Annotated in this window: 27 protein-coding genes; 23 read left to right on the top strand and 4 right to left on the bottom strand. The window is 39.0% G+C overall.

Annotation, left to right across the window (positions count from 1 at the left end; all coding sequences use genetic code 11):
* Positions 1-192 precede the first annotated feature (192 nt).
* The 16 genes from ACIQ1H_RS09950 (at position 193) to ACIQ1H_RS09875 (ending at position 14,148) form a co-directional block, all read left to right on the top strand.
* Positions 193-423 carry a hypothetical protein gene (locus tag ACIQ1H_RS09950; protein WP_402888471.1) on the top strand — a complete coding sequence of 77 codons (231 nt, stop codon included), beginning with the start codon at positions 193-195 and terminating at the stop codon, positions 421-423.
* 83 nt (positions 424-506) lie between these two features.
* Positions 507-1,277 carry a CheR family methyltransferase gene (locus ACIQ1H_RS09945; RefSeq protein WP_173478461.1) on the top strand — a complete coding sequence of 257 codons (771 nt, stop codon included), beginning with the start codon at positions 507-509 and terminating at the stop codon, positions 1,275-1,277.
* Between the two features lie 361 nt (positions 1,278-1,638).
* A complete protein-coding gene (gene aroC / locus ACIQ1H_RS09940) occupies positions 1,639-2,820 on the top strand; it encodes a chorismate synthase (RefSeq protein WP_402888469.1) in 1,182 nt (393 codons plus the stop codon).
* Between the two features lie 3 nt (positions 2,821-2,823).
* On the top strand, positions 2,824-3,915 hold the full coding sequence (gene aroB / locus ACIQ1H_RS09935) for a 3-dehydroquinate synthase (protein ID WP_402888467.1): 1,092 nt from the start codon (positions 2,824-2,826) through the stop codon (positions 3,913-3,915).
* A complete protein-coding gene (gene aroH, locus ACIQ1H_RS09930; RefSeq protein ID WP_173478464.1) occupies positions 3,912-4,280 on the top strand; it encodes a chorismate mutase in 369 nt (122 codons plus the stop codon). The genes aroB and aroH overlap by 4 nt, the downstream gene beginning before the upstream one ends.
* 18 nt (positions 4,281-4,298) lie before the next feature.
* A complete protein-coding gene (gene hisC, locus ACIQ1H_RS09925) occupies positions 4,299-5,399 on the top strand; it encodes a histidinol-phosphate transaminase (protein ID WP_402888466.1) in 1,101 nt (366 codons plus the stop codon).
* A complete protein-coding gene (locus ACIQ1H_RS09920) occupies positions 5,396-6,493 on the top strand; it encodes a prephenate dehydrogenase (RefSeq protein WP_402888465.1) in 1,098 nt (365 codons plus the stop codon). The genes hisC and ACIQ1H_RS09920 overlap by 4 nt, the downstream gene beginning before the upstream one ends.
* Positions 6,494-6,595: 102 nt before the next feature.
* Positions 6,596-7,885, top strand: coding sequence for a 3-phosphoshikimate 1-carboxyvinyltransferase (aroA, locus tag ACIQ1H_RS09915; protein ID WP_402888463.1), 1,290 nt, complete (start codon positions 6,596-6,598; stop codon positions 7,883-7,885).
* Between the two features lie 94 nt (positions 7,886-7,979).
* Positions 7,980-9,248, top strand: coding sequence for a tetratricopeptide repeat protein (locus tag ACIQ1H_RS09910; protein WP_402888461.1), 1,269 nt, complete (start codon positions 7,980-7,982; stop codon positions 9,246-9,248).
* A 14-nt stretch (positions 9,249-9,262) separates the two neighbouring features.
* The gene (locus tag ACIQ1H_RS09905; protein ID WP_024364265.1) at positions 9,263-9,820 is read left to right on the top strand and encodes a ReoY family proteolytic degradation factor; all 558 of its coding nucleotides are present in this window, start codon (positions 9,263-9,265) and stop codon (positions 9,818-9,820) included.
* A gap of 150 nt (positions 9,821-9,970) precedes the next feature.
* Positions 9,971-10,420, top strand: coding sequence for a DUF2487 family protein (locus ACIQ1H_RS09900; protein WP_173478469.1), 450 nt, complete (start codon positions 9,971-9,973; stop codon positions 10,418-10,420).
* Between the two features lie 154 nt (positions 10,421-10,574).
* Positions 10,575-11,078 (top strand): QcrA and Rieske domain-containing protein, encoded by a 504-nt coding sequence (locus ACIQ1H_RS09895; protein WP_173478470.1) that lies wholly within the window; start codon positions 10,575-10,577, stop codon positions 11,076-11,078.
* Positions 11,079-11,100: 22 nt separating this feature from the next.
* Complete coding sequence (qcrB, locus tag ACIQ1H_RS09890) at positions 11,101-11,775, top strand: menaquinol-cytochrome c reductase cytochrome b subunit (protein WP_024364262.1); 675 nt, start codon at positions 11,101-11,103, stop codon at positions 11,773-11,775.
* Between the two features lie 42 nt (positions 11,776-11,817).
* Entirely contained in the window at positions 11,818-12,591 is a 774-nt protein-coding gene (locus tag ACIQ1H_RS09885) for a menaquinol-cytochrome c reductase cytochrome b/c subunit (protein WP_173478471.1), read from the top strand.
* A gap of 225 nt (positions 12,592-12,816) precedes the next feature.
* Positions 12,817-13,413 carry a lipoprotein heptaprenylglyceryl N-acetyltransferase LhaT gene (lhaT, locus tag ACIQ1H_RS09880; protein WP_402888589.1) on the top strand — a complete coding sequence of 199 codons (597 nt, stop codon included), beginning with the start codon at positions 12,817-12,819 and terminating at the stop codon, positions 13,411-13,413.
* A gap of 60 nt (positions 13,414-13,473) precedes the next feature.
* The gene (locus tag ACIQ1H_RS09875) at positions 13,474-14,148 is read left to right on the top strand and encodes a zinc metallopeptidase (RefSeq protein ID WP_483869769.1); all 675 of its coding nucleotides are present in this window, start codon (positions 13,474-13,476) and stop codon (positions 14,146-14,148) included.
* 225 nt (positions 14,149-14,373) lie between these two features.
* Here the strand turns inward: ACIQ1H_RS09875 and ACIQ1H_RS09870 are convergent, their stop codons facing one another.
* Positions 14,374-15,243, bottom strand: a complete 870-nt coding sequence (locus ACIQ1H_RS09870) for a YitT family protein (protein WP_173478473.1) — start codon at positions 15,241-15,243, stop codon at positions 14,374-14,376.
* Positions 15,244-15,357: 114 nt separating this feature from the next.
* Here ACIQ1H_RS09870 and ACIQ1H_RS09865 point away from each other — a divergent pair, with 114 nt between their 5' ends.
* The 7 genes from ACIQ1H_RS09865 to ACIQ1H_RS09835 all read left to right on the top strand — a co-directional run bounded on the left by ACIQ1H_RS09865 (position 15,358) and on the right by ACIQ1H_RS09835 (position 20,990).
* Positions 15,358-15,693: a nucleotide pyrophosphohydrolase gene (locus ACIQ1H_RS09865; protein WP_337981681.1), complete on the top strand. Its 336-nt coding sequence runs from the start codon at positions 15,358-15,360 to the stop codon at positions 15,691-15,693.
* Complete coding sequence (gene dapB, locus ACIQ1H_RS09860) at positions 15,693-16,490, top strand: 4-hydroxy-tetrahydrodipicolinate reductase (protein ID WP_173478475.1); 798 nt, start codon at positions 15,693-15,695, stop codon at positions 16,488-16,490. The genes ACIQ1H_RS09865 and dapB overlap by 1 nt, the downstream gene beginning before the upstream one ends.
* A gap of 18 nt (positions 16,491-16,508) precedes the next feature.
* The gene (mgsA, locus tag ACIQ1H_RS09855; RefSeq protein WP_173478476.1) at positions 16,509-16,913 is read left to right on the top strand and encodes a methylglyoxal synthase; all 405 of its coding nucleotides are present in this window, start codon (positions 16,509-16,511) and stop codon (positions 16,911-16,913) included.
* A 31-nt stretch (positions 16,914-16,944) separates the two neighbouring features.
* Positions 16,945-18,090: an N-acetyl-alpha-D-glucosaminyl L-malate synthase BshA gene (gene bshA, locus ACIQ1H_RS09850; RefSeq protein ID WP_173478477.1), complete on the top strand. Its 1,146-nt coding sequence runs from the start codon at positions 16,945-16,947 to the stop codon at positions 18,088-18,090.
* Positions 18,077-19,252 carry a CCA tRNA nucleotidyltransferase gene (locus tag ACIQ1H_RS09845; RefSeq protein ID WP_402888455.1) on the top strand — a complete coding sequence of 392 codons (1,176 nt, stop codon included), beginning with the start codon at positions 18,077-18,079 and terminating at the stop codon, positions 19,250-19,252. Before bshA ends, ACIQ1H_RS09845 begins: the two co-directional genes overlap by 14 nt.
* A 135-nt stretch (positions 19,253-19,387) precedes the next feature.
* Complete coding sequence (locus tag ACIQ1H_RS09840; RefSeq protein ID WP_402888453.1) at positions 19,388-19,918, top strand: GNAT family N-acetyltransferase; 531 nt, start codon at positions 19,388-19,390, stop codon at positions 19,916-19,918.
* Positions 19,919-20,006: 88 nt separating this feature from the next.
* The gene (locus ACIQ1H_RS09835; protein WP_402888451.1) at positions 20,007-20,990 is read left to right on the top strand and encodes a biotin--[acetyl-CoA-carboxylase] ligase; all 984 of its coding nucleotides are present in this window, start codon (positions 20,007-20,009) and stop codon (positions 20,988-20,990) included.
* Positions 20,991-21,057: 67 nt separating this feature from the next.
* On the opposite strand, the gene ACIQ1H_RS09830 is transcribed toward ACIQ1H_RS09835, so the two are convergent.
* Genes ACIQ1H_RS09830 through ACIQ1H_RS09820 form a run of 3 tightly spaced genes read right to left on the bottom strand, consistent with a single transcriptional unit; the run spans position 21,058 to position 22,804 of the window.
* Positions 21,058-21,891: a DUF4097 family beta strand repeat-containing protein gene (locus ACIQ1H_RS09830; protein ID WP_402888449.1), complete on the bottom strand. Its 834-nt coding sequence runs from the start codon at positions 21,889-21,891 to the stop codon at positions 21,058-21,060.
* Positions 21,892-22,491, bottom strand: coding sequence for a DUF1700 domain-containing protein (locus ACIQ1H_RS09825; protein ID WP_402888447.1), 600 nt, complete (start codon positions 22,489-22,491; stop codon positions 21,892-21,894).
* Complete coding sequence (locus tag ACIQ1H_RS09820) at positions 22,484-22,804, bottom strand: PadR family transcriptional regulator (protein ID WP_173478483.1); 321 nt, start codon at positions 22,802-22,804, stop codon at positions 22,484-22,486. The genes ACIQ1H_RS09825 and ACIQ1H_RS09820 overlap by 8 nt, the downstream gene beginning before the upstream one ends.
* Positions 22,805-23,032: the final 228 nt, after the last annotated feature.

The raw sequence follows: 23,032 nt of genomic DNA, 5'->3' as shown, positions 1-23,032 counted from the left end.
GTTCGTCTGCATTTTAGAATGGCGATAGAAGGCATCAGGAAGACCTCGATGCCTTCTTTTAGTTTTTTAGAATGGATTTGCGGCAATTACTGTACTGCAGTGCTATAAGAAAATTGCGTAAAGAACTTTCGAAAATGGAAACTATTCCTTTATTTTATCGTATAATCTATATAGATAGGGGGAAGAGAAAAAATGGAAATTGCTATTGTTGCTATTATTGGAGGCATTATGATCTCTTTAGCTGGTATATTTACTGATGCACGTACAAAAGGTCAAAAATTAAAATTAAAAACAATTGAACAAGAAGTAGAATTAGAAAAGCTAAGATTAGAATCCTATACAAAAGAAACAGAAAAATTACGACTAGAATTGGAACATTCCAAAGTGCTACTATTGGAAGAAAAGAAAAATACAACAAAGTAACATGGAATACATGGAAAGACTATTTCAGTAAAGGCATTTTTCCGCTATAATGGAAATACGACGCTAGAGGGGAAGATGACCGTATGTCTGATTATGTACAATTTGTTGAAGGTATTAAGCGCAAAACTGGGATAGATTTAGCGTTATATAAAGAAGCGCAAATGAAAAGACGATTAACCTCACTGTACGAGAAAAAGGGATATCGTAATTTTGTTGATTTTCTAAAAGCACTCGAGCAAGATCGTGATTTGATGAATGAGTTTTTAGATCGAATGACGATTAATGTATCTGAGTTTTATCGAAATGGAAAGCGTTGGGAAGTGTTGCAAAAGAAAATTTTCCCTAAGTTACTACAATCCAATAAGCGTTTGAAAATTTGGAGTGCTGCGTGTTCAACTGGAGAAGAGCCATACTCATTAGCAATGGTATTATCGCAATTAGTACCGTTATCGCAAATTCAAATAATCGCCACTGATTTAGATGAAAATGTCATTCAAAAGGCAAAGCTAGGTGTTTATCCAGAGCGTTCATTAGCAGAGGTGCCAAAAGATATTCAAGCAAAGTATTTTGAGCAAGAAGGAAACTTCTACCGAGTTAAAGATGAAATTAAGCGCTGTGTCACATTTAAAAAGCATAATCTGCTTAACGATCATTACGATTCGAATTATGATCTAATTGTGTGCAGAAATGTTATGATATACTTTACCGAAGAAGCCAAGGATCAAATATATGCGAACTTTAGTAAAGCATTGCGACAAGATGGCATTTTATTTGTAGGGTCAACGGAGCAAATTTTTAATCCATCACGTTATGAATTTGAAGTAGAAGATACATTCTTCTATAGAAAAAAATAATTAATTAAATGATGAAAAGCTTTCGTACAGTCAACAGATGACTGTCACGTACATAAATTGCCAAGACACTAGACATAGATGACCGTACGCTTTTCGCTTGCATAAGCAAAAGCGTATTTTTTATTAATGTAAAACGGTTTCACGTTCAAAAATCTTGGACTTATTATATGGCGTTTATGGTGAGCTAAATACCTCTTTTTTTAAATAAATCGTTCAGAATATTCGCATATAATGCTATGCATGCTATTCTTAATTGATTTATGAATACGTACTATGACATTTGCAAAAGGACTGTTTTTTTAGAGAATATATGTTATAGTGAAAAATACATACTTTAGCGAGTTGAAGGGAGAAAGCGTTTATGCGTTACTTAACAGCAGGAGAATCACACGGACCACAATTAACTACAATAATTGAGGGTTTACCGTCACTTTTACCAATTACAGCAGAAAAAATTAACCATGATTTAAAGCGTCGCCAAGGAGGTCATGGCCGTGGTCGTCGTATGCAAATTGAGACGGATACGGTAGAAATAGTAGGTGGTGTTCGCCACGGACAAACACTCGGCTCTCCTGTGTCGCTCGTTGTCACGAATGATGACTGGAAGCATTGGACGAAAATTATGGGGGCGGAACCTTTAGCAGAGGATGTTAATCCTGATGATATCAAACGTCAAATTTCACGCCCACGTCCAGGCCATGCTGATTTAGTAGGTGGCATGAAATATGGACATCGAGATTTACGAAATGTTTTAGAACGTTCTTCTGCGCGTGAAACAACTGTCCGTGTTGCAGTGGGAGCTGTTGCAAAAGCTTTATTAAATGAGCTCGGTATATCAATTGTGTCACATGTAACAGAAATCGTTGGTATTAAAGCAGACACATCTGTCATTGAAGGAAAAACTGTAGATGAAATTCGTACAATTGTCGAAGCTGATCCATGCTACTGTGTAGATCCTGTTGCTTCGGCAAAAATGGTAGAGGCGATCGATGAAGCAAAAAAAGCAGGCGATTCTATTGGCGGTGTTGTTGAAGTAATCGTTGAAGGCATGCCAGCTGGTGTTGGTTCGTATGTTCATTACGATCGGAAATTAGATGCAAAATTAGCGGCAGCCATGTTGTCTATTAATGCTTTTAAAGGTGTTGAATTTGGTATTGGCTTTGAAATGGCTCGTCGTAAAGGTTCAGAAGTGCATGACGAAATCATTTGGTCGGAAGAAGAAGGCTATACTCGTGCTACGAATCGACTTGGCGGCCTAGAAGGCGGAATGACTACAGGCATGCCAATCGTTGTCCGAGGTGTGATGAAGCCAATTCCAACATTGTATAAACCATTACAAAGTATTGATATTGAGACAAAAGAACCGTTTAAAGCAAGTGTAGAACGTTCAGATAGCTGTGCAGTACCAGCAGCTTCAGTAGTAGCTGAACATGTTATTGCCTGGGAAATTGCAAGCGCGATTATGGATCAATTCCATGGAGATCAACTGCCGCAATTAAAAGCACAAATTGAAGAACAACGCCGTTACGCAAAGGAGTTTTAATATATGCGTGTACCAGTAGCAACAAAATCACATCAATATGAGGTAGTGCTTGGACATAATTTTTTAGCCGAAGCAGTTAAAACGTTTGATGAGAAACTGCAAAAAGCAGATAAGATTATTGTTTTTACAGATGCCAATGTTTGGGCTGCTCAAGGGGAATATTTCAAGGGGAATTTTCCGTATCCATTTGAGGTATTTGTGCTACCAGGTGGTGAGGCTTGTAAAACATTTGAACAATACAATGCCGCACAAACCTTTTTACTTGAACAAAAATGTTCACGAAAATCATTTGTTTTTGCATTTGGTGGAGGAGCAGTTGGTGATTTAACAGGCTTTGTTGCAGCTACATATATGCGTGGAGTGCCTTTTATACAAATACCAACTACAATTTTAGCTCATGACTCAGCAGTTGGCGGAAAGACCGCTATTAACCATCCATTAGGCAAAAATATGATTGGGGCTTTCTATCAACCAGAAGGCGTAATTTACGATACTGTCTTTATTGAAAGCTTATCTGAGCGCGAGGTACGTTCTGGAACTGCAGAGGTCATTAAGCATGCGATGATATCGAATGCCGCGTGGCTCCAACAGCTAATGGATGCAGAGTCTGTTATCCGTTTTAGCACTACGGAATTGGCCAATCACTTAAAAGCTGGAATTGAAGTAAAGGCGAAAATCGTATCTGAGGATGAAACAGAGCAATCAGTGCGCAAATATTTAAATTTAGGACATACATATGGTCATGCCATTGAAGCAGCGGCGGGTTATGGAAAAGTTGCACATGGTGAAGCAGTGATGATTGGGCTTGTGTATTGTCTATTATTAAGTGAACGATATGGTAAGTTAAATCGTGAATTCACAACAGCATTTTTACAATTTGCGCTGAAAAACGGCTATCCTTTTGAAGCGGTAAATGATTATTCATTTGAACAATTAATAGAGTATTTATTGAAAGATAAAAAAGCGGAATACGGAGTTCTACAATTTGTATTACTTGAAGAAATTGGAAAACCTTTTGTGCGACCAATTGAGTTAGCAGAATGCAAAGAAGTGGATGCTGAATTCCGACAGTTATTAGCGGAGGTGCTTGTATGATTCGTGGACTTAGAGGTGCAATTACAATTGAATTGGACAAGCCAGAGCTTGTATGGGATGAGACAGCGAGATTAGTACGTGAAGTGGTGGCAGCAAACCATGTAGAGATTGACGACATTGCTTCAATCGTTATTTCAACGACACCAGATATTACATCGGCGTTTCCAGCGCGTGCTGTAAGGTTAATGGACGGCTGGCAGTATGTCCCTGTTATGTGTATGCATGAAATGGACGTACCAGGTGCCCTGCCATTATGTATTCGTGTGTTAATCCATGCGAATGTGGAAATGGCGCAGAAAGATGTGCAGCACATTTATTTAAATGATGCAGTGAAATTAAGACCAGATTTAGCCCAAGCTAAATAATGAGAGGAGATGTTTAAGATGAAATGGAAACAACAATTGGACGGTATGCAAGCATATAAGCCAGGTAAACCAATTGAAGAAGTACAACGTGAATTTGGCTTACAAGAAGTCGTAAAGTTAGCATCAAATGAAAACCCATTTGGATGCTCACCGAAGGTAACAGCATATTTACAAAAGAATGCAGTAAACTATGCAATTTATCCAGACGGCTACGCACAAAATTTACGTTCAGCTGTGGCCAACCATGTAGGTGTCAAAGAAACACAGCTTCTTTTTGGAAATGGTTCAGATGATATTATTGCAATTCTTACTCGTGCTCTGTTGTATCCAGGTGTGAATACAGTCATGGCAGATCCATCATTCTCCCAATACGTTCATAATGCTGAAATTGAAGGTGCGGAAGTTCGTAAAATTCCTTGTATTGAAGGCGCGCACGATCTAAACGCAATGGCAGCAGCAATTGATGAACAGACTTCGATTGTGTGGGTATGTAGTCCGAATAATCCAACTGGTGTCGTTATTGCAGATACAGATTTACGTGCATTTTTAGCGCAAGTACCAAGCGATGTACTTGTCGTTTTAGATGAAGCGTACATCGAATACGTGACACACCCAGGTCATAACGAAACTCTACCTTTAATTGATGAGTATCCAAATGTACTATTAATGCGCACATTTTCTAAAGCATACGGTCTTGCCGCGTTCCGAGTAGGCTATGCAATTGGCCAACCTGAAGTAATTGCAAAACTAGATCCAGTACGTGCTCCATTTAACAATACGATTTTAAGTCAAGCAGTTGCTGCTATTGCATTAAGTGATCAAGACTTTTTAAAATCTTGCTGTGCAGCAAATGAAATAGGTAAAAAACAATACGTTGATTTTTGTGAAAAACATAATTTGAAATACTACCCATCTGATACAAACTTTATTTTCTTTAACACGAATGCTGATAGTGATGTTGTTTTCCAAGAGCTTATGAAGCGTGGATTTATTATTCGAAGTGGTAATGCTCTAGGTGCGCCAGGTTTTATCCGTGTCACTATTGGTACAGAAGCTCAAAATGCAGCATTATTAGCGCATCTTGAAGAAGTGTTAAAAGAACAAGGGGTTTTTGCATGACACGCAAAGTGCTCGTTATTGGTTTAGGCTTAATTGGGGGCTCGATTGCTCTTGCTTTACAAAAAGCACCTGAAACTAAAATTATTGGCTATGATATGGATGAAAAAACTCGCCAGCATGCCAAAACATTAAATATTGTTCATGACATTGTGACAGACCCAAAAGACGTTGCAGCAGAGGTAGATATCATTATTTTTGGAACGCCTGTCAACGCTACGCTTGAATGGATGGAGCAATTAAAAACATGGCCATTAAAAAATAAAGTTATTGTAACAGATACAGGTAGTACGAAAAAAATGATTATGCAAAAAGCTGGTGAGTTACGTGAGCTCGGTATTACGTTTATCGGTGGACACCCGATGGCAGGCTCTCATAAAAGTGGTGTATTAGCTGCGAAAGCGCATCTTTTCGAAAATGCTTATTATATGCTGACACCACTTGCAGGCGAAGAAATTATCAATATGGCTCAGCTAGAAAGCCTATTAAAATTTACACATGCAAAAGTAGTTAGTGTATCCGCGCGTGAGCACGATCATATGACAGCTGTAGTTAGTCACTTTCCACATGTTATTGCAGCATCCCTAGTGCATCAACTAGGTGAGGAAAATGGTGAATATCCTATGACACGCTCACTTGCAGCAGGGGGGTTCAGAGATGTGACACGTATTGCATCCTCTAATCCTATTTTGTGGCGCGATATTACACTGCAAAATCGTGATGAATTAGTAGCACAGTTAGAAGGCTGGCAAGCTGAAATGGATCGTGTGAAGGAACTGCTATTAAATGGTAGCTCAGCAGATATTGAAAGTTATTTTGCTATTGCCAAAGAGCTACGTGATGAATTACCAATTAGTGCTGGAGCAATGTTTACTTCGTTTGACTTGTATGTGGATGTTCCTGACTATCCAGGGGTAATTTCTGAGGTAACAGGCCTACTCGCTGAAGAAGCAATCAGCATTACAAATTTACGAATTGTAGAATCACGTGAAGATGTCTTTGGTATTCTTGTGATAAGTCTGCAAAGTGAAAGTGATCGTGAACGTGCAGCAGCATGTATTCAAAAGCGAGCAAATTTTGAAACATATATTTCATAGATTAGTTCGTCTATTTCTAAGAGGCGTTAAACGGCTAAATATAATGAAGAAAGCGTCGATGTATCGGCGCTTTCTATCTTCATACGGAGGCGAGAGATAATTATGAGTGAAAAAGTATTGCAGTATAACAAGCCGTCTTTACAAGGGACATTAACAATTCCTGGTGATAAATCTGTTTCACATCGTTCGGTTATGTTTGGGGCGATTGCAACAGGGAAAACAACAGTTGAAGGCTTTTTACTTGGAGAAGATTGTTTAAGTACTATTGATTGTTTCCGCAAACTTGGTGTGAAGATTGATGTAGATGGTACAAATGTCACAATCGAAAGCGCAGGTATGGAAGCTTGGCAGGAACCTAGTGAGGTGCTTTACACTGGGAACTCTGGTACAACAACACGTTTAATGCTCGGAATTTTAGCTGGTTCAAAAGTGCATAGCGTGATGACGGGAGATGCCTCTATTGGTAAACGCCCAATGCGACGTGTTATTGACCCATTACGTCAAATGGGTGCTCATATTACAGGCCGTGCAGATGGTCAGTATACACCTCTTGCTATCCAAGGAACACAGCTACAAGCTATTGACTATCAAATGCCTGTTGCGAGTGCCCAAGTGAAATCAGCTATTTTATTAGCTGGTTTACGTGCGCAAGGGACAACCGTTGTGCGTGAAACAGAAGTATCACGAGACCATACTGAGCGTATGCTACGCCAATTTGGGGCGCAAATAACTGTTGCGGATGGTGTGATTACTTTTGAAGGCGGACAAACACTTTCAGGCACACATGTGTCTGTGCCTGGCGATATTTCATCTGCTGCATTTTTCTTAGTGGCGGGTGCCATCTGCCCTGATAGTAAAATTGTTTTAGAAAATGTGGGGGTTAATCCAACACGTGACGGTATCATAGAAGTTCTTCAGAACATGGGGGCCTCTATTACAATAGTAGCAAATGAGGACGGTCAATCTGAGCCAACTGCAACAATTTCAGTTGAAACGTCTACTTTAAAAGAAACTATTATTGAAGGAAATATGATTCCGAGATTAATTGACGAAATTCCCATTCTTGCACTTTTAGCAACACAGGCACACGGTAAAACAATTATTAGAGATGCTGAGGAGCTCAAGGTTAAAGAAACGGATCGCATTACTGCAGTAGTGGATGAACTAAAAAAATTAGGGGCGCATATTGAAGCAACTGAGGATGGTATGATCATCGAAGGGCCTACGCCATTACATGGGGCAAGCTTGAAAACATACGGGGATCACCGTATCGGTATGATGGGCGCTGTGGCAGCGTTAATAACGGATGGAGCAGTGACATTAGATGATGCAGAGTGCATCGCGGTTTCCTACCCATCGTTTTTCGAGCATGTTGAATCTGTGAAGAAATAGTCAACACTAGACTCCCCAATCCTTTTGGGGAGTTTTTTCTTGTTTCAAAAGAAAATATTTTGTAGCATAAAGATATACATGAAAGAATAGGTGAATGACTGTGAATAATGCAATGACGGAAATGATGCAAGCACTTGAGCAAGGGGATTTAGCTTTAATAGACCAGCTTCTCGAATCCTTTTTAATGAAGGAATTACCTGAGGAAATATACGCACTAGCGGAAGTTTTTATGCAATATGGTTACATGAAAGAAGCGGACCGTGTACTGGAGCATCTGCAATTTTTATTCCCAGAGGAGGCACAAATAAAAATTGACCGTGCCAACGTCTTAATGGAGCTTGGCGATGAGGACGAGGCATTAGACATGTTATTAGCAGTCGAAGATACAGCCCCCGAATACCCGCAAGCATTACTAGTGCTAGCCGATTATTATCAAATGCAAGGTTTATTTGAAGTGGCTGAAAAACGTATTAATGAGGCGTTAGCCATCTTACCTGATGAACCACTACTACATTTTGCTAAAGCAGAGTTATTATTTGAGACAGGACGTTTTCTAGAGGCAGCACGCCTTTACGAAGAATTACATGAACAACAAGAGGAATTTGCAGGCGTCAGTCTTGTCGAACGATTAGCCGAGGTATATCGTGCGGGCGCTGCCTATGAAACAGCCTTAGACTATTATTTAGCAGCGCTAGATGACGAAGTGAAGCCAGATACTTTATTTGGTGCTGCATATGCTGCGTTCCAATCGCAAAAATATGAGTTGGCTATTAAGCAATTAGAGGACTTAAAAGAATTAGACCCTGACTATTTCTCAGCTTATTTATTGCTAGCGGAAAGCTATGCCATGACTGAGGACAATAAAAAAGCTTACGCAGCCATTAAAGAAGGCTTGAAGCGCGATGAATACGATAAATCATTATTCTTATTTGCGGGTAAAATGGCATTAAAAAATGCTCTGCCAGAAGAAGCCGAAAATTATTTACGAGAAGCCATTGCTTTAGATCCTGAATATATGGAAGCGGTACTGACACTTATTTCCGTATTTAATCAACAAGAACGCTATGAGGATGTCGTTGAATTATTTGAGACATTACAAAAAAATGATTTTGAATGGATAACTTTATACCCTTACGCTGCAGATGCATATGCAAATTTAGAATTGTACGACCGTGCATACGAATTTTACCGTTTGGCATATACTGATTTTAAGGAAGACGCAGCATTTTTAGAAAAATTTGTTTATTTCTTATTAGAAGAAGGCAAGCGTTCAGAAGTTAAAGAAGTTCTCGGTCATTTAATCAAGCTTCAACCAAGTGAACCACAATGGCAAGAGATGTTAGAAGGCTTAGAATTAGAGTAAAGGAGGGAGTGGGTATGACTGCTTCTGTATCAGTTGTCGATAAAAAAGCATTTGTTCGCTGGTTTTTAAAAAATTACCAATTAAAACGTCGTGAGTGTGTATGGATTTTAAATTACTTATTAAGTAATGATGAGTTGTTAAAACGAATACGGTTTGTAGAAGAAGCTCACTATTGCCCTAGAGCAATGGTGATGTCTACAGTAGACTCAACAGGTGTACCATTTCGTTTTTATAAAGGCAATGTGATGACAGCCGATGCTGAGAAATCGTTCCATGACTTACGTTTACATGAACAAGAAGATATGTATATACAATTGAACTTCCCAAATATACCGCCAAGTGCACAATACTTAGCAGTTCTTGAAGAAAACCCTTATATGCCAGAAACATTAATTGTTAGTGAAAAGGATCGTTTACTGGCAGAAGAGTTACTTTCCAATAGTTTACTCGTATTCCAAGAAGAAAAATTACTTGCACAAATTGATGAAGCCCTAGATAAAGGCGATGAAGAACGATTTTATGAATTGTCAAATTTGTTACAAGTTTTAAAAGAAACTGCTAATTTACAATAGTGTTAAGTCAATAGGTAAAATTTGAATGCCCTTTATCCACCTCTATATGGTAACATGACTAGTGAATGATTGTTTTCACTTTTTATTGGTTATCCTATAAAAGAGTGGAAAAGGGCATTTTTATATTTGTTACAGTTAGGGGGGGATTGGATGTATTTTAATGCAAACGATGTGACATCGTTTTTAGCGCAGAAGGATTTTATCGATACGGCAATTATTCCACTTGTAGGAATCGATCTTACTGCTGAAAAATTAAAGCAAAGTGGCGCAGAATCAGATTTTTTGTTATCGCTTACAGCTTTTATTGAACAACAGTTTAGAGGTCGCTTACTAGTCATGCCACCATTTTCGTATAGTACTGCTTTGAAAAACGAAGAAATGCCAGTGCAATTAGAAACACAATTACATACTGCTGGCTTTAAGCATGTGTTCTTCATTACTTGTGACCATTTTTGGACAAATATTGGAGATGTTGTAAATATTATTTGGTTACCAGCTATTCCACTAGAATCCATGAATATGAACGTGAAACAAACCATTCTCGAAGATCAGTTGCGCCAAGTAATACCTGTATTTTCGACCAAATGGTCACAAAATTAGCAATTTGTTTCAATAAATGTTCACATTCTCCAGGTTTCCACAGAATGCTATATTGACCAAGCTATGGACTTGATATATCATAGATATGTCCTAGTATTACTATTTGTAAAAGTATGTCCGTTGGACTGACCTTTAAGTTAGAGGGGGGAAAAGGATGAGTAACAATCGAGTTTCACGTCGTCAATTTCTAAGCTACACACTCACTGGTGTTGGCGGATTTATGGCGGCAGGTATGTTGATGCCAATGGTTCGTTTTGCAATTGACCCAGTTTTACAAAAGCATGAAGGTGGGGATTTTATCAAAACCGAACATAAAGTCGCTGACCTTACTTCAGAGCCAGTTAAAGTTGACTTCACTTATGAGCAAGTTGACGCTTGGTACAAATCTAATGTTACAGACGTAGCTTGGGTTTACAAAGAAGGCGACCAAATAATTGCGCTATCACCTGTTTGTAAGCATTTAGGATGTATGGTGGACTGGAATGGCGATTCAGCACACCCAAATCAATTCTTCTGTCCTTGTCATGCAGGGCGTTACGAGAAAAACGGGAAAAACATTGCAGGTACACCGCCTCTAGGTCCGTTGGATGAATTTGAAGTACAAGAAAAAGATGGTTATTTAGAGATTGGTCCAGCAAGAGCAAATACTCTAGTTTAATTTGTAAGGGGGTACGAATTCAGTGCTAAACAAAATTTATGATTGGGTCGATGAACGATTAGATATTACACCAATCTGGCGTGATATTGCCGACCACGAAGTGCCAGAGCACGTGAACCCTGCACACCATTTTTCAGCATTCGTTTACTGCTTCGGTGGATTAACATTTTTCATCACAGTAATTCAAATTCTATCTGGTATGTTCTTAACAATGTACTATGTACCAGACGTCGTGAATGCTTGGAAATCAGTTTATTATTTACAAAACGAAGTAGCATTTGGTGAAATCGTACGCGGTATGCACCACTGGGGAGCTTCATTAGTAATTGTAATGATGTTCTTACATACGCTTCGTGTATTCTTCACTGGTTCTTATAAGAAACCTCGTGAGTTAAACTGGATGGTTGGTGTAGGTATTTTTGGTGTAATGATGGGTCTTGGCTTTACAGGATACTTATTACCATGGGATATGAAAGCATTGTTCGCTACTAAAGTAGGTATCGAAATTGCGGCATCTGTACCATTTATTGGTTCGATGATTAAAGTATTATTAGCGGGTGACAGTACTATTCTTGGTGCTCAAACGTTAACACGATTCTTTGCGATTCATGTATTCTTCTTGCCTGCAGTATTGTTTGGGTTACTTGCAGCACACTTTATCATGATTCGTCGTCAAGGAATTTCAGGGCCGTTGTAATAATTCTTGACGGTTCGATGATTTTTTAAAGGAGGGGACACTATGCATCGCGGAAAAGGAATGAAATTTGTCGGCGATTCTCGTATTAAAGCGAATCACAGAATGCCGAACGTTCCAAAGGATTATTCCGAATATCCAGGTAAAACTGAAGCTTTCTGGCCGAACTTCTTACTAAAAGAATGGATGGTAGGTGCTGTTTTCTTAATCGGTTATTTATTGTTAACAGTCGCTCACCCATCTCCACTTGAAGGGCCAGCTGATCCAACAAGAGCATACACGCCATTACCGGACTGGTACTTCTTATTCATGTACCAACTCTTAAAATACTCATTTGCTTCTGGTCCATATAATGTTATCGGAGCAATTGTCATTCCAGGTCTAGCATTTGGAGCGCTATTATTAATGCCATTTTTAGATAAGAGTCCAGAACGCCGTCCGTCTAAACGCCCGTTACCAACAGCGTTTATGTTATTAACATTGGCTGCTATGTTCTATTTAACTTGGGAGTCAGTTGTTAATCATGACTGGGAAGCTCAAAAAATTCAAGGTGCTATCGTAGAAACTGTAGAGTTTGATAAAGGCTCAGAAGGTTACCAAATCTATGCCGGCTCTGCATGTATTACATGTCATGGTGAAGGCTTAGAAGGTGGTGCTGGTGCGCCAACACTTATGAATACAGGCCTAACAGCTGATGAAATTATAGACATTGCACACAATGGTTCACCAAGTGGTAAAATGCCAGCAGGTCTATGGACAGGTTCTGATGAAGATCTTCAAAAGTTAGCTGAGTTTATCGAAGGCTTAAAAGCTGAATAATTTCAAAAAGAGTCGGGAAACTGACTCTTTTTTTCTAGCTTCTATTCAACATTTTGCACTTGCTTTTGATATAATTAATGAGAAAAGTCTATGGATAATACTTCTTATTGCAATACGCCACTTGTTGTAACATATAAGTGCCATAGAGGCGTAGCCGCCAAAAAATACATAAATATTAAAGAAAAAGACATCTTAGTATGGACGGATAGTAAAGGAGCTTTAATCATGCAAATGACACGTGCAAATATTTGGTACCTCCTTACGCATAAAACATTTTTAATCATATTACTACTGATCAACTTGTTAGGAACGATTTACGGCTATTATTGGTATGGCTGGCAATTAGCGATTACGAAGCCGATTTTTTATATTTTTGTACCAGATAGTCCGACTGCTAGTTTGTTTTTTTGTTTTGTGCTGTTGGCATGGATAGTAGGAAAAAGATGGCCATTGATGGAAGTGTTAGTACTTGTCACATTAGTTAAATATGGTATTTGGGCAGATGTCATGAATCTTTGGACTTTAGTAGAAACAGGCTACATTGGCTGGCAAGGCTGGATGCTTATCGGATCACATTTTGCGATGGCATTTCAAGGAATCCTTTACATCGGTAAATATGTATTTTCGTATTGGCATGTTGCGGTTGCAGCCGTTTGGACTTTGCATAATGATGTCATAGACTATGTGTTTGGGCAAATGCCAATGTATCGTGATTTAGCGGAATATACAAGTGCTATTGGATATTTTACTTTCTGGTTATCAATTGCTTGTATTTTCATCGCTATTTTCTCAATTAGGTGGCGCAAATATTTGCCCAATTAGGGAAATCTCTATAGAATTATAGTATCGAGGTAGAAAGGGGTTAGGAAATTGTCAACAGGCATGTATATTGTTTATTTTGCGATTATTATGCTACTGCCATTGTACGCTCAAATGAAGGTAAAAGGTACGTATAATAAGTTTGCAAAGGAACGTACCATGAAGGGACAAACTGGTGCTGAGGTAGCAAGGGCGATCTTAGATGCGAACGGCTTGTACGATGTGCGAGTTGTACCAACACAAGGTGTGTTATCTGATCACTACAACCCTGCGACAAAAACAGTCGCATTATCAGAAAGTAACTTTTATGAGGCAAGTGTAGCAGGTGCAGCGGTTGCTGCCCACGAAGTAGGCCATGCCATTCAACATAAAGAGGCATATTCAATGCTTACTTTACGTAGTAAGCTTGTTCCAGTTGCGAATATTTCATCTGGCTTCTCTTGGGTTTTCGTGATGATCGGAATTTTTTCTGGTTTATCTAATATGTTATTGTTAGGTATCGTCTTACTAGGAGCAGGCGTAGTGTTCCAATTAGTAACATTACCAGTTGAGTTTGACGCTTCAAAGCGTGCACTCGTGCAAATGAATTCACTTGGTATTATTACGAACGAAGAAGAACGTCCAGCGCGTAAAGTGTTAAGTGCCGCTGCGTTAACTTATGTAGCTGCTACAGCAGTAGCTGTTTTAGAATTATTACGATTAATTTTAATCTTTACAAATATGCGTAGTGATGACTAAGAAAAACTTGTTATAGTGGGATGACCACTATAACAAGTTTTTTATTTGTATGTAGGGAATAATCGCCGATAAAAGTCGAAGTATCGCCGATAAAACACGAGCAATCGCCGATAAAAGTCGAAGAATCGCCGATAAAACAAAAGCAATTGCCGTAGCGGATCACATCGTCCTTTAGCAAGAAAAAGTGTTAGATTGATTTACTGTCAATCTAACACTTTTTGCATTTTAATGTAATGGTTGTTTTTGATCGTCGAGCGTGAAGCCTTCTCCCGCCACATCACGTACTTCCGAAATGGAGACGAACGCATGAGGATCAACTTCATGAATAATCGATTTTAAACGTACAACTTCATTGCGTCCAACAACGCAGTAAATCACTTCTTTGGCTTGCTTTGTAAAGTGACCATGCCCTTCTAAAATCGTAACGCCTCGTTCCATACGTAATGCAATCATATCCGCAATTGCACTCGATTTCTCTGAAATAATGAGTGCTCCACGTCCTGCATAGGCACCATCCTGAACAAAATCAATAACGCGAGCACCTACAAATACAGCAACTAGCGTATACATCATAGAACGTGCATCTAAAAATGTTAGCCATGATATTATAATAACAATAGCATCGAAAATAAACATTGTTTTCCCCATACTCCAGCCTAGATATTTATGGCCGAGACGTGCTAATATATCCACACCGCCAGTAGTGCCACCGAAGCGGAAGACAATACCGAGCCCTAGTCCAACGAAAACACCAGCAAACAGTGCCACGAGGAATAAATCATCCTCTAAATGAATCGTGAACTGGTATTTCTGAAATATTTTCAGGAAAATGGATACTGAAATTGTACCTATTAATGTGTAGATAAATGATTTTTTTCCAAGTAGGCGCCAACCTAAAATAAACATTGGAATATTCAAGATTAAATTAAGTAATGCGGGATCCCAACCTAGTGTAAAATAGAGAACAAGGGTAATCCCACTAAAACCACCTTCACCTAGCTGATTTTGCATATTAAAGTGTACAAAACCAAAGCTATAAATGGCTGCTCCGAGCATTATTGCGATAATATTACGAATTCTGATCTGTTTGAACATAAGACCTCCTGTAATTCCTAACTATGAAGTAGTGGTTTTATTATCTGTCATTTTATTGTTTTTGACAACAATGGTGTAAATTTTATACGATGGTAATTAGGAGTGTGATATGGGATGACAGAACAGATAACGATGCAAGCCTTGCAAAAACGTGTGGATGACTATATTGGACAATTTAAGGAAGGTTATTTCCCTCCTTTTGAACTACTCGCACGTTTAACGGAAGAGCTTGGAGAATTGTCACGCGAAGTACAGGACGTATACGGGCAGAAAAAGAAAAAGAGCTCTGAAGAAACGAATAGTATTGAAGAAGAATTAGGTGACTTTTTCTTTGTTTTAGTATGCTTTGCGAATGCTCAAGGTATAAAATTAGATGAGGCACTTTTACGCGTCATACATAAATTTGAAACGAGAGATAAGGATCGCTGGACAAGAAAGGAAGAGGAATAATGTCGATTCGTGTTGCAATTGCAGGGCCAAGAGGAAAAATGGGAGCTGAAGCTGTACATACAGTTATGAAACATGCCAAAATGGAGTTAGTAGCTGTACTTGATTATAAAGAGGTTGGCCAGACATTAGCTGATTTAGAGATGTTTCCAGCAAGTTATACAGCACCAATCTTTACAGATATGAATGAGCTAGTAGAAGTAACTGCACCTGACGTATTAGTAGATTTAACGAATCCACATGCAGTATATAATCATACAAAAGAAGCTTTAAATTTAAATGTACGGCCAGTTATTGGCACAACTGGTTTTACAGATGCGCAACTTGAAGAATTATCAGCACTTGCTAATGAGAAGGAGTTAGGATGCATTATTGCACCGAACTTTGCGATTGGGGCAATCCTGATGATGAAATTCGCTAAAGAAGCAGCAAAATACTTACCCGATGTAGAAATCATTGAAATGCACCATGACCAAAAATTGGATGCACCATCTGGAACTGGTGTCAAAACAGCACAACTGATCCAAGAGGTGCGAGCACAAAAAACGCAAGGTCATCCACAGGAAAAAGAAACGATTGAAGGCGCAAGAGGGGCTGATTTTGATGGTATGCGAATTCATTCTGTTCGCTTACCTGGTTTAGTGGCACATCAGCAAGTATTGTTTGGAGGAGACGGGCAACTATTAACAATCCGTCATGACTCATTAAATCGTAACTCCTTTATGTCTGGCGTTGCATTTTGTGTAGAAGAAGTTATGAAAATGGATCAGCTAGTTTATGGTTTAGAAAACATCATCTAAAGAACGGATGGAAAACTTATGAAAATCGCATTAATTGCACATGATCGTAAAAAAGATAATCTAGTACAGTTTGCTATCGCGTATCGTGATATTTTAAATGAACATACACTTTACGCAACAGGTACAACAGGGCAACGTGTTATCGATGCAACAAGCTTAGAGGTTACACGTTTCCGCTCGGGTCCGCTTGGAGGGGACCAACAAATTGGCGCTATGATTGCCAATAATGATATGGACATGGTCATTTTCTTCCGTGATCCATTAACAGCACAACCACATGAGCCAGATGTTTCTGCACTTATCCGTCTTTGTGATGTTTATCAAGTGCCACTGGCAACAAATATGGGAACTGCAGAAATACTACTAAAGGGCCTACAAGAGGGCTTTGTGGATTGGAGACTGATTCAAGAAAGACGAGATTAAAAGACGTGAATTTAGAAAGGATGATTATCGAATGAGAAAGCTAAAAATCGGCATTACCTGTTATCCAACAGTTGGAGGCTCTGGTGTAATTGCAACAGAATTAGGAAAAATGCTAGCAGAGAGAGGGCACGAAATTCATTTCATCACCTCAAGCGTACCATTTCGATTGAATAAAATTTATCCGACCGTCTTTTTCCATGAAGTAGAAGTGAACAATTATTCAGTATTTCAGTATTCGCCATATGATATTGCATTAGCGAGTAAAATGGCGGACGTGATTAAAGATGAAGGGTTAGACGTGCTACATGTACATTATGCAATCCCACATGCCGTATGTGCGGTACTAGCCCGAGAAATGAGTGGGCAAAATATTGGCATTGTGACAACGCTCCATGGTACGGATATTTCCGTTCTTGGACAGGATTCTACACTGTCACAAGCCATTAAATATGGTATTGATAAATCTGATATTGTGACAGCAGTTTCAGAGTCACTAAAAGAGCAAACCTACGAACTTATTGATACTGTTAAGCCAATTGAAACGATATACAACTTCGTGGATGAGCGTGTCTATCGTCCGCAAAATGCTGGTAACTTAAAAGAGCAGTTTGGCATTCAAGAAGATGAAAAAGTTATTATTCATGTTTCTAACTTCCGAAAAATTAAAAACCTCCCTCATATTGTCGATGCGTTTATGAAAATCCGTGAAAATGTAAAAGCGAAGCTACTGTTAGTAGGGGATGGACCCGAAAAGCATCGTGTGATGGATCAAGTAAAAGAAAGCCCATATGTTAAGGACGTTTTATTTTTAGGCAAACAAGAAAATTTAGCTGAATTATACGCTATTAGTGATTTAAAGCTATTACTTTCACAACAAGAATCTTTTGGACTTGTCTTGCTTGAAGCAATGGCTTGTGGTGTGCCATGTATCGGTACGACCGTTGGTGGGATACCAGAAGTCATTGATCATGGTGTAGATGGCTATTTAGTGGAATTAGGCGATACGGATGCTGTAGCTGACTATGCTGTACAGTTACTGAACGATGAAGATAAATTACTTCGTTTCCGCGAAGCAGCAATGCGTGCAGTGAGTGGAAAATTCCACTCATCTAAAATTGTTGAGCAGTATGAACAACTGTATGAAAAGGTTGCTGAAAAAAACCATGCAAAACAATAAAGAATGGCAGGCTGCCTTCTCAGTTATTGAACAATTGGAGGAGGCGGGCTTTGAGGCAGTTGTCGTAGGCGGAGCTGTGCGAGACGCCCTATTAAATCGTTCTGTACATGATGTAGATGTAGCGACAAATGCATTGCCACAAGAAGTTAAAACTGTTTTTAATCGTACGGTTGATATTGGTATTCAACACGGCACTGTGCTTGTTATTGAGCCGACAGCACCCGTTGAAGTAACAACCTATCGCACAGATGGAGAATATTCGGATCATCGAAGACCAGAGGAGGTTCATTTTGTTCGCTCTCTAGAACAAGATTTACAGCGTCGTGACTTTACGATGAATGCGATAGCTATGCGTCGAGATGGCTCGCTTGTAGATTTTTATGGTGGTCAACGTGATATTGAGACTGGTGTGATTCGAGCAGTAGGAGAAGCCAAAGTACGTTTTGCTGAGGATGCCTTACGGATGCTAAGGGCTGTGCGTTTTTCAGCACAGCTTGGCTTTACAATCGAGGCCAAGACACTTCAAGCAATGCAGGAAAAAGCTTCTGATATCGCTTGGGTTGCCAAAGAGCGCATTAAGGCTGAACTTGATAAACTTTGGGTAGGAAAAGATGTTTATAATGGCATTCGAAAGCTTGAAGAAAGTGGATTAGTATCCTATTTGCGAGGTAACTTTCAAGGAGAGCATTGGCATGGTTTTTCTGTAAAAAATGCAACTTGTGGTTGGGCGTATTTTGCTCTTCTACAAGAAGAGCAATGGCAGGAAGTATTGCGTGCCTATCGTTTGTCCAATAAGGAAATGGCATTTGTTAAAGCTGTTTTAAGTGCGTTTCATGCGCTACAAAAAGGCTGGACAAGTATGGACTATTTTACGTATTCGTTAGAGGAGCTCGAAACAGCACAATACTTTGCGCAGTTGAAAGAACTAGCGCCCAACTCGCAACAAAGCATACGGGAGGCTCAGGCACGCTTACCAATAAGACATCGTCAAGAGCTTGTAGTAAATGGAATGGATTTACTACAATGGTCTGGACAAAAACGAGGACCATGGTTAAAAGAAGCCTTGCAATTGATTTTAACGGCCGTTATTAATGGGGAACTGTCTAATGAGCGCAAAGACATCAAAGATTGGTTTGAGCGGGAGTATGACCTTGAAGGATGAATAGTGGATTAATAGGGCAAGTGACAATAAGTGACCATTGAAAGTACGTCATTAAAAGGTCACTTGCTTATTTTTTTAAGGATGAAACGAAAACGATTTATACATAAATAAAATTTCAATCAAAGGGGGTTGATGATGATCGACCATATAAAAGGGGAAAGCGTTATACTAAGAGCGATGGAACGTCAGGATTGGGAAGCCGTGCATGCATACGCATCTCAACCAATTGTTTGTCAATATCAACCTTGGGGTCCGAACTCCGAAAAAGAGTCATATGAGTTTGTCACACATGTAATGTTAGATGCTTCAATCATACCAAGAAGTCGCTTTGTTTTTGCCGTCATTGTAAAGGAACGGGTAATTGGTGCTGGAGAGATTAATATTCGAGATAATACGAATAGACAAGGTGAAATTGGTTATATTATTCATCCAGATTATTGGGCGAACGGATATGCAACAGAAGTATCGAAGTTGCTAATTGATTTTGGATTTAGAACATTGAATTTACACCGTATTTTCGCTACGTGTGACCCAAGAAATGTAGGCTCTGCAAAAGTGTTAGAAAAAGTCGGGATGACCAATGAAGGTAGAATACGACAAGATTTGTTATTAAGAGATGGCTGGCGAGATTCTCTTTTATACAGTATTTTAAAGCATGAATGGTAAATCTTAATGACCTTTTGTGTTAACCCATTGATGTTCGTTCGTAATTCAAGATAACAATGAAGAAAAATACTAAAGGATTGGTTTGAGAATGAGTATGTCCATGAAAGATGAAATTTTAAAAAGATTATTAGTAGCGAGCGGTGAGGCGGTTTCAGGACAAGAATTGGCAGATTCACTAGGTGTATCACGTACGGCGATTTGGAAGCATATGCAGACGCTACAGGAGGAAGGCTATACTTTTGAAACCGTTAAGAAAAAAGGTTATGTGTTAACTGGTGTGCCGAATACTTTAAGTCCAACACAATTAGAATTATTTTTAAAAACAGAGTGGTTAGGACGAGAAATTCACTATTTTGATGTGGTGGATTCCACACAAACAATTGCGCATAAGCTAGCACAAGAAGGTGCGCCAGATGGAACGATTGTCATCGGTGAAGAGCAAACGGCAGGACGTGGTCGCATGTCTAGACCGTGGGAATCAGCAAAAGGCACGGGTATTTGGATGACTATTATTTTACGACCAGATGTATCACCACAGCAAGCGTCTTCATTTACACTTGTCGTAGCCGTCGCAGTGACAATGGCGATTAAAACTTTATACAAAAATGTTGAGCCTGCCATAAAATGGCCAAATGATTTACTAATAAACGGCAAAAAATGTACAGGAATTTTAACAGAAATGCAGGCAGAGGCTGACCTTGTACAAGCATTACTTGTAGGGATCGGTATCAATGCCAACCAGCAAGAAAATGATTTTTCACCTGACATCGCCGATATTGCCACATCGCTACGATTAGCTGCAGGAGAGGAAATTAATCGTGCCGCGCTTGTTGCAACGATTTTACAATATTTAGAGCAGTTTACTGAGCTTTTCGTAAAAGAGGGCTTCTCTAGTATTAAGGAGCTATGGGAGCAAATGTCATGCACAATAGGACAGCGTATTGAGGTGACCACTTTACGCGAACGTTTTGAAGGAATTGCAAGCGGCATTACAGATGAAGGCGTGCTACAGCTAACATTAAAAGATGGTACAATTCGAACAATTTATTCGGGAGATATTAAAATTTTATAAAAAAGAAAGCTGCATGGTTATTAATTTCCATGCAGCTTTTAGTTATACTAAACGGCTGTTCTATCTATTATTTTAAAGATAATTCTATATCTCCATGAGAAAGAGAAATACTAAGCTGATTTTCTCCTGCATGTAGCTGTGAAACTTTACTATTTTGAGAACTATCATTCACTGTAATATCCCCAAAGCTTGTTTTTAATTCGAATCCTATATCACTTTTGTTATTGTCTAAGTGTAGCGAAGTATCTCCGAAGCTAGAGGCAATCTTAGATTGACCGTTAAGTGTTCCATTTATATTGATATCCCCATGCTCACTCTCAACAATAAAGCCGTTACCATTAAATTGGTCAAGCGTTAAATCACCGAATGCCTGTATTATTTCTGTTTTTTCTCCAGTAATATTTTTCAGTAGGATATCGCCATAATCCTCTTTAACATTCAGTTGTTTGTAGTGGAAATCTTTTAGTATTGTATCGCCAAAATTACTGTCAATCACTAGCGAATTTAATTTTGTATCTTTTGGAACCGTAATTTTTATGGAGGGTGACTTCCATGAGCCAATGCCAATCGACATGCCACTTTTTCTTTTACTTTTCGTTTCAACTGTCAAAGTACCATCTTTAATGCTATAAGTCACATCCGTATTTTTCAAAACGTTTGTTTCTAATGAATAACTATCTGACTGAAGTATTTCAACATCCCCGTAGTCATTGTTTATATGCAGGTCTGTAAATGCTTCAAGTGTATAAAAATTATTTTCGAGCCCATTTTTAGCAGGTACAGTGAAGCCATTACCCTCTTGTACGATATTCAATTTTCCTCCAGAGGAAAAACCAATGACGGCAAGCAAAATACCTAAAGTAATCATACTAAGCGCAATGAGCTTATATCGCGAAATCATCTAAAATCCCCCTTTACGCTTTTTTGTGATTTTACGGAATAAACTTGCCAAAACTTCTACACAAACAAGCCCAATTTTTTTAATCAAGCGCGCTACGGCAGGGAAAAGGAGAACGCCCAATCCACTAACAATTAGCCCTATTCCTATAAAGAGAAGTGCCGTTGGCCAGTGCTCTGTTAACACAAAGAAACCTGCAATAAGTGCAACAACACCACCTAAAAAGATACTTAAAACTGTTGCTACAATCGCCACAACAAAGCTGAAAATGACGGCTCCAACCGATAAAATTAGTGCTACTGCAACTGCAAGTAATGGTATTGATAGTGGTGCCGATAATATTGCTAGAATAATGAGCCAAATCGCGGTCATATTTTTCTTTGTAGATGCGGGTGTTGCATCTAAATCCTTTATGGCAAAGTCAGCCATTATTTGTGATGCAACAACAGAGGGAGACCCTAGTTGCGCAATGACTTGCTGTTCGTTTTCTACACCTGCTTCATCAAAATACTCTTCATAATAGACAAGCGCAGCATTTAGCTCGTGCGCTGGAAGCCGACTTAATTTGCTGCGTAGCTTTTTTAAATAGCTAGCTCTATCCATCTAATTTCCCTCCTAAAAGTACACAGTCAACTTTTTGCTTATACATTTGCCATTCCTGTAAAAGCTCTAGCAATCTTATCCGCCCTTGCTCGGTTATTTGGTAATACCGTCTATTTCTCCCTTGGTAAGGTTGATCATAGGTTGTTAGGTAGTTCGCTTTTTGTAAACGGCGCAATACTGGATACAGCGTTGATTCGGATATATCCATCACAGATTGTACTTGCTGTGTTAATGAGTAGCCGTATGCATCCTCCTTATCAACAATTGCAAGTACACAAGCGTCGAGTAATGCGGAGCCTAGCTGAAATGTCATCTTTCCACCTCACATTCAATTACCTATACAAGGTTTTATATTATATGCTGTATAGTATGCTGATAGTATATGACGTATAGTATGTGTTTGTCAATTTTTGTGAAAATAATGGGAGAGGGAATTTTTAGCGGGAAGTCAATTACTAGAAAAAAATATTTGAAGATTAATTGGAATCTGTTATAGTAGTGCTGAAGGGCAGTATCCTTTGTGAACGGCACCTTCAAAATT

This window comes from Lysinibacillus sp. NPDC097279 (genome assembly GCF_044761745.1).
Lineage (GTDB): Bacteria > Bacillota > Bacilli > Bacillales_A > Planococcaceae > Lysinibacillus.
Note: the sequence above shows the minus strand (reverse complement) of the source record. Positions and strands in the feature narration are given on the sequence as shown.

Excerpts from the sequence above, each read along its gene's own strand:
- ACIQ1H_RS09950 (WP_402888471.1), top strand. The coding sequence starts at position 193 with ATGGAAATTGCTATTGTTGCTATTATTGGAGGCATTATGATCTCTTTA.
- ACIQ1H_RS09945 (WP_173478461.1), top strand. The coding sequence starts at position 507 with ATGTCTGATTATGTACAATTTGTTGAAGGTATTAAGCGCAAAACTGGG.
- aroC (WP_402888469.1), top strand. The coding sequence starts at position 1,639 with ATGCGTTACTTAACAGCAGGAGAATCACACGGACCACAATTAACTACA.
- aroB (WP_402888467.1), top strand. The coding sequence starts at position 2,824 with ATGCGTGTACCAGTAGCAACAAAATCACATCAATATGAGGTAGTGCTT.
- aroH (WP_173478464.1), top strand. The coding sequence starts at position 3,912 with ATGATTCGTGGACTTAGAGGTGCAATTACAATTGAATTGGACAAGCCA.
- hisC (WP_402888466.1), top strand. The coding sequence starts at position 4,299 with ATGAAATGGAAACAACAATTGGACGGTATGCAAGCATATAAGCCAGGT.
- ACIQ1H_RS09920 (WP_402888465.1), top strand. The coding sequence starts at position 5,396 with ATGACACGCAAAGTGCTCGTTATTGGTTTAGGCTTAATTGGGGGCTCG.
- aroA (WP_402888463.1), top strand. The coding sequence starts at position 6,596 with ATGAGTGAAAAAGTATTGCAGTATAACAAGCCGTCTTTACAAGGGACA.
- ACIQ1H_RS09910 (WP_402888461.1), top strand. The coding sequence starts at position 7,980 with ATGACTGTGAATAATGCAATGACGGAAATGATGCAAGCACTTGAGCAA.
- ACIQ1H_RS09905 (WP_024364265.1), top strand. The coding sequence starts at position 9,263 with ATGACTGCTTCTGTATCAGTTGTCGATAAAAAAGCATTTGTTCGCTGG.
- ACIQ1H_RS09900 (WP_173478469.1), top strand. The coding sequence starts at position 9,971 with ATGTATTTTAATGCAAACGATGTGACATCGTTTTTAGCGCAGAAGGAT.
- ACIQ1H_RS09895 (WP_173478470.1), top strand. The coding sequence starts at position 10,575 with ATGAGTAACAATCGAGTTTCACGTCGTCAATTTCTAAGCTACACACTC.
- ACIQ1H_RS09885 (WP_173478471.1), top strand. The coding sequence starts at position 11,818 with ATGCATCGCGGAAAAGGAATGAAATTTGTCGGCGATTCTCGTATTAAA.
- lhaT (WP_402888589.1), top strand. The coding sequence starts at position 12,817 with ATGCAAATGACACGTGCAAATATTTGGTACCTCCTTACGCATAAAACA.
- ACIQ1H_RS09875 (WP_483869769.1), top strand. The coding sequence starts at position 13,474 with ATGTATATTGTTTATTTTGCGATTATTATGCTACTGCCATTGTACGCT.
- ACIQ1H_RS09870 (WP_173478473.1), bottom strand. The coding sequence starts at position 15,243 with ATGTTCAAACAGATCAGAATTCGTAATATTATCGCAATAATGCTCGGA.
- ACIQ1H_RS09865 (WP_337981681.1), top strand. The coding sequence starts at position 15,358 with ATGACAGAACAGATAACGATGCAAGCCTTGCAAAAACGTGTGGATGAC.
- dapB (WP_173478475.1), top strand. The coding sequence starts at position 15,693 with ATGTCGATTCGTGTTGCAATTGCAGGGCCAAGAGGAAAAATGGGAGCT.
- mgsA (WP_173478476.1), top strand. The coding sequence starts at position 16,509 with ATGAAAATCGCATTAATTGCACATGATCGTAAAAAAGATAATCTAGTA.
- bshA (WP_173478477.1), top strand. The coding sequence starts at position 16,945 with ATGAGAAAGCTAAAAATCGGCATTACCTGTTATCCAACAGTTGGAGGC.
- ACIQ1H_RS09845 (WP_402888455.1), top strand. The coding sequence starts at position 18,077 with ATGCAAAACAATAAAGAATGGCAGGCTGCCTTCTCAGTTATTGAACAA.
- ACIQ1H_RS09840 (WP_402888453.1), top strand. The coding sequence starts at position 19,388 with ATGATCGACCATATAAAAGGGGAAAGCGTTATACTAAGAGCGATGGAA.
- ACIQ1H_RS09835 (WP_402888451.1), top strand. The coding sequence starts at position 20,007 with ATGAGTATGTCCATGAAAGATGAAATTTTAAAAAGATTATTAGTAGCG.
- ACIQ1H_RS09830 (WP_402888449.1), bottom strand. The coding sequence starts at position 21,891 with ATGATTTCGCGATATAAGCTCATTGCGCTTAGTATGATTACTTTAGGT.
- ACIQ1H_RS09825 (WP_402888447.1), bottom strand. The coding sequence starts at position 22,491 with ATGGATAGAGCTAGCTATTTAAAAAAGCTACGCAGCAAATTAAGTCGG.
- ACIQ1H_RS09820 (WP_173478483.1), bottom strand. The coding sequence starts at position 22,804 with ATGACATTTCAGCTAGGCTCCGCATTACTCGACGCTTGTGTACTTGCA.